Origin of the sequence: Streptomyces sp. NPDC005955 (genome assembly GCF_042871255.1) — a bacterium.
GTDB lineage: Bacteria > Actinomycetota > Actinomycetes > Streptomycetales > Streptomycetaceae > Streptomyces.
The window spans coordinates 1-4,859 of the sequence record NZ_JBIAIF010000032.1 but is presented as its reverse complement, the minus strand read 5'-3'; the positions used below and the strand labels follow the sequence as shown (position 1 = coordinate 4,859).

General features: G+C 74.8%; 1 protein-coding gene. It reads left to right on the top strand.

Annotation, left to right across the window (positions count from 1 at the left end; genetic code table 11):
• Window positions 1–3: 3 nt before the first annotated feature.
• Window positions 4–4,859 (top strand): SDR family NAD(P)-dependent oxidoreductase (locus ACFYOU_RS33250; protein ID WP_391311034.1); only part of this gene is annotated, 4,856 nt, incomplete at its 3' end.

The following is a 4,859-nucleotide window of genomic DNA, read 5'->3' as shown; positions in this document are numbered from 1 at the left end:
GGTGTGGAGTTGTTGGGGGAGTCGAGGGTGTGGCCGGATCGGGGGAGGCCGCGGCGGGCGGGGGTGTCGTCGTTCGGGATCAGCGGGACCAACAGTCACGTCATCCTCGAACAAGCACCCGAAGACGACGCGGCGACGACCGAACCCGTGGCCCGGCATGACCGCCCCGACACCCCTGACCGTCCCGTCCCGCCCGTGCTGCTGTCCGGCAACACCCCGGCCGCGCTGCGCCGTCAGGCCGCCGCGCTCGCCGACCACCTGACCGACCACCCCGACGCCGAGCCCGGTGACCTCGCAGCCGCCCTCGTCCGACGGGCCCGGCTCGGCCACGGCGCCGCCGTGCTCGCGGACGACCGCGGAACGCTGTCCGGGGCACTGCGCGCCCTCGCCGCCGGTGAGGTCCACGACTCCCTCGTCACGGCGGCCGACTCGCCCGGCCGCACCGTCTTCGTCTTCCCCGGGCAGGGCTCCCAGTGGCTCGGCATGGCCCGTGAACTCCTCGACACCAGCGACGAGTTCCGGACCGGCATCGAGTCCTGCGCCGAAGCGTTCGCCGAACACACCGACTGGTCCCTCCTCGACGTCCTGCGCGGCGCACCCGACGCCCCCTCGCTCGACCGGGTGGACGTGATCCAACCGGTGCTCTTCGCGATGATGGTGTCCCTGGCCCGCCTGTGGCGGGCGGCCGGCGTCACGCCCGACGCGGTCGTCGGCCACTCCCAGGGCGAGATCGCCGCCGCCCATGTCGCCGGCGCCCTCTCGCTCGGCGACGCCGCGAAGCTCGTCACCCTGCGCAGCCGCGCCCTGACGGGCATCGCCGGCGACAGCGGCATGGTGTCCGTCGCGCTCGACCCCGAGGCCCTCGGCCCCGTCCTCGCCCGCCATCCGGGCGAGTTGGAGATCGCGGTGCGCAACGGGCCGCGCGCCACGGTCGTCGCGGGAGCCGACACCGCCCTCGCCGCGCTCCTCCAGTGGTGCGCGGAGCACGAGGTGCGCGCCCGGCGCGTCCCCGTCGACTACGCCTCGCACACCCGGTACGTGGAACCGCTGCGGGAACACCTGCTGGAACTCGGCGCCGCACTCGACCCGGGCGCCGCCGGAACCGCCTTCCACTCGGCCGTGACCGGCGGTCCGGTCACCGGCGAAGCCCTCGACGCGGACTACTGGTACCGCAACTTGCGCCAGCCGGTGCTGTTCGAGACCGCGGTCCACGGGCTCGTCGACGCCGGGTACCGACGGTTCATCGAGGTCAGCCCCCATCCCGTGCTCACCTTCGCGATCGAGGAGATCGTCGCCGCCCGCGGGGTGAACGCCTTCACCGGCGGAACGCTGCGCCGCGACCACGGCGGGCCGGACGCGTTCCGCCGCGCCCTGGCCGCCGCCCACCTCGGGGGCGTGCCCGTGACCTGGCGCACCCCACCGACCGCGCCCGACCTGCCCCTCACCTACCGCTTCGCCCGCGACCGGTACTGGCTCACCCCCACGGGCGGGCCCGCCGACGCCGCCCGACTGGGACTCGCCGCGGTCACCCACCCCCTGCTGGGCGCCCGGGTCACCCTGGCCGACGGCAGCGACCTCTTCACCGGGCGACTCACCCCGAACGACCTGCCCTGGCTCGCGGACCACCAGGTGTTCGGCACCGCACTCGTGCCCGGCACCGTCTTCGTGGAACTCGCCGCCCACGCGGGTGCCGCCGTCGACCACCCCGAGGTGCAGCACCTGACCGTCAGCGCACCCCTGGTGCCCGACGCCGACCGGCCCACCGCCCTCCAGGTCCGCATCGGCCCGCCCGACGACACCGGGGCCCGCGCCCTGTCCGTGCACGCCCGGAACGAGGACCGGGAGGACCCGGCCGACTGGACCCTGCACGCATCGGCGACCCTCCGCCCGACGGACCCGCACCGACCCGCACCGGCGGACGCACCCCGACCCCCCGCCGACGCCGAACCCGTCGCCCTGGACGACGTCTACCGGGAGCTGTACCGCCTCGGCTACGACTACGGCCCCGCGTTCCAAGGGCTCGTGGCGGCCCGGCGCACCGCGGACGGCACGCTCCACGCCGAACTGACCGTCGCCCCGGACGAGGACGCCCCGGACGACGGAGGGTTCGGGATCCACCCCGCGCTGCTCGACGCGGCGCTCCACCCGGTCGTCGCCGGGCTCGTCGGCTCCGTCCCGCCCGATCCCGAACGGCCCCTGCTGCCGTTCGCCTTCGAGGGACTGCGCCTCCTCGCACCCGGCGCCGCCCTGCGCCGACTGCGGGCCCGTATCGAACCCCTCGCCGACCACCGGTTCCGGTACCTGTTCACCGACCAGGACGGCCACCCGGTGGCGGAGATCGACTCCCTGGCGTTCCGCACGGTGGCACGTGCCGAACTCACCGGCGTCGTCGACACCCACCGCACCGCCCACCACGTCGACTGGCCCGAGCTGACCACCGCGGGACCCACCACCGGGACCCCGCTGGTGCTGGCCGGCTTCGGCGACACCGCACTGGTGACCGGCGCCGAGACCGTCGAGGACCCGGAGGCGCTGCTCGACCGGGACGCGCCGCCCACCGCGGTGCTCGTCCCCGTCACCGACCCGCACCCGCAGTCGCAGTCGCAGTCGCAGTCGGAGGGCCACGCCGGCGTTCCCGCCCGGGCGCACGCCCACACCGCCGCCGTCCTCGCGCTGCTCCAACGCTGGCTCGCGCACCCCGCCGGCGAGCAGGTCCCCCTCCACGTGGTGCTGCGCACCGGCGACCTCACCACCGCTCCCGTACGGGGGCTGCTGCGCACCGCCGCCGCCGAGCACCCCGGCAGGTTCGCCCTGGTGGAGACCGACGGACCCGCCGACGCGGCACTCCTCGTCGGCGACCACGGCGAACCGGAGTCCGCGCTGCGGGGCGGACGCGTCCACGTTCCGCGGCTCGCCGCACACGACCTCGCCGCCGAGCCGCAGCCCGCCTGGCGCGCCGCCGCCCCCACCACCGGCGAAACGACTGGCACCGGCACCGGTGAAGCCGCCGGCACCGTGCTGATCACCGGTGGCACCGGCGCCCTGGGCGCCCTGGTCGCCCGCCACCTCGCCACCCGCCCCGGCCCCCCGCACCTGCTGCTGGTCAGCCGCACCGGACCGGCCGCGCCCGGGGCACAGGCACTGGTCGCCGAGCTGCGCGCGGCCGGCGCCGAGGCGACGGTGACCGCCTGCGACGTCACCGATCGCAGGGAACTGACGGAACTGCTGGCCGCCCTCCCGGCGGACCGCCCGCTCCGTACGGTGATCCACGCCGCCGGCGTCCTGGCCGACGCCACCGTCACCGAGCTGACCGGGGAGCAGCTGGCGCGAGCACTGCGCCCCAAGGTGGACGCGGCCTGGCTGCTGCACGAACTGACCGCGCACCTGCCCCTCGAAGCGTTCGTGCTGTTCTCCTCCGCGGTGGCCGTCGCCGGCTCCCCCGGACAGGCCAACTACGCCGCCGGCAACACCTTCCTGGACGCGCTCGCCGTCCATCGCCGCTCCCGCGGACTGCCCGCGGTCTCCCTCGCCTGGGGGCTGTGGGAGGAGACCGGCGCGCTCACCGGACACCTCGGCGCCGCCGACCGCGTGCGGCTCGCCCGGTACGGCGTCGGGCCGGTCACCACCGAACGGGGCCTGGACGCCCTGCTCCGAGCGGTCCGACCGCACACGGTGGTGTCGCCGCTCGACGAGGGCGTGCTGCGCCGGGAGGCGGCCACGGGTCAACTCCGGCCCCTGTTCCGTCAACTGGTGCGCATTCCGACGTCCGTCCGGCGCGGCACCGCCACCGGCGGCGCCTGGGCGACCCTGCTCGCCGACACCCCCGCCCACGACCGGGAACGCACCGTCACCGCACTGCTGCGGGAACAGGCCGCCGTCGTCCTCGGACACGGGAGCGGAAACTCCGAAGGCGTCGACGCGGAGCGGGCGTTCAAGGACCTCGGCTTCGACTCGCTGACCGCCGTCGAACTGCGCAACCGGCTCGCCCGACTCACCGGACTCACCCTCCCCGCGACGGTGGTCTTCGAGTACCCCACCGTCACCGCACTCGCCGCACACCTCCTGACCCGTCTCGACGGTCCGCCACCGGAGCGGGCGCCGGAGCCGGTGGTGGTTCCGGTGCGGGGGGCGGCGGACGACGATCCGGTGGTGATCGTGGGGATGGGGTGCCGTTTCCCGGGGGGTGTGGAGTCGCCGGAGGACCTGTGGCGGTTGGTGTTGGACGAGGTGGATGCGATCGGTCCCTTCCCGACCGACCGCGGTTGGAACCTCGACGCCCTCTACGACCCCGACCCCGACCACAAGGGCACCACCTACACCCGAAGCGGTGGATTCCTCTACGACGCGGCCGAGTTCGACGCCGACTTCTTCGGGATGAGCCCGCGCGAGGCACTGGCCACCGACCCGCAGCAGCGGTTGTTGCTCCAGGTCAGTTGGGAGGCGTTGGAGCGGGCGGGCATCGACCCCCACTCGTTGAAGGGCTCCGACACGGGAGTCTTCATCGGCGCCATGTACGACGACTACGCCACGCGCCTGCGGACCGCCCCCGAGGAGGTCGAGGGGCTGCTGCTCGCCGGCAACCAGTCCAGTGTGGCGTCGGGTCGGATCGCGTACGTGTTGGGGTTGCGCGGGCCGGCGTTGACGGTGGACACGGCGTGCTCCTCGTCGTTGGTCGCACTGGACCTCGCCGTCCGTGCGGTGCGCTCGGGAGAGTGCACCACCGCACTGGCCGGCGGCGTCACCGTCATGGCCACCCCCGGGACCTTCGTGGAGTTTTCGCGGCAGCGGGGGTTGTCGGTGGATGGTCGGTGCCGGTCGTTTGGTGAGGGTGCGGGTGGTACGGGGTGGGGTGAGGGTGT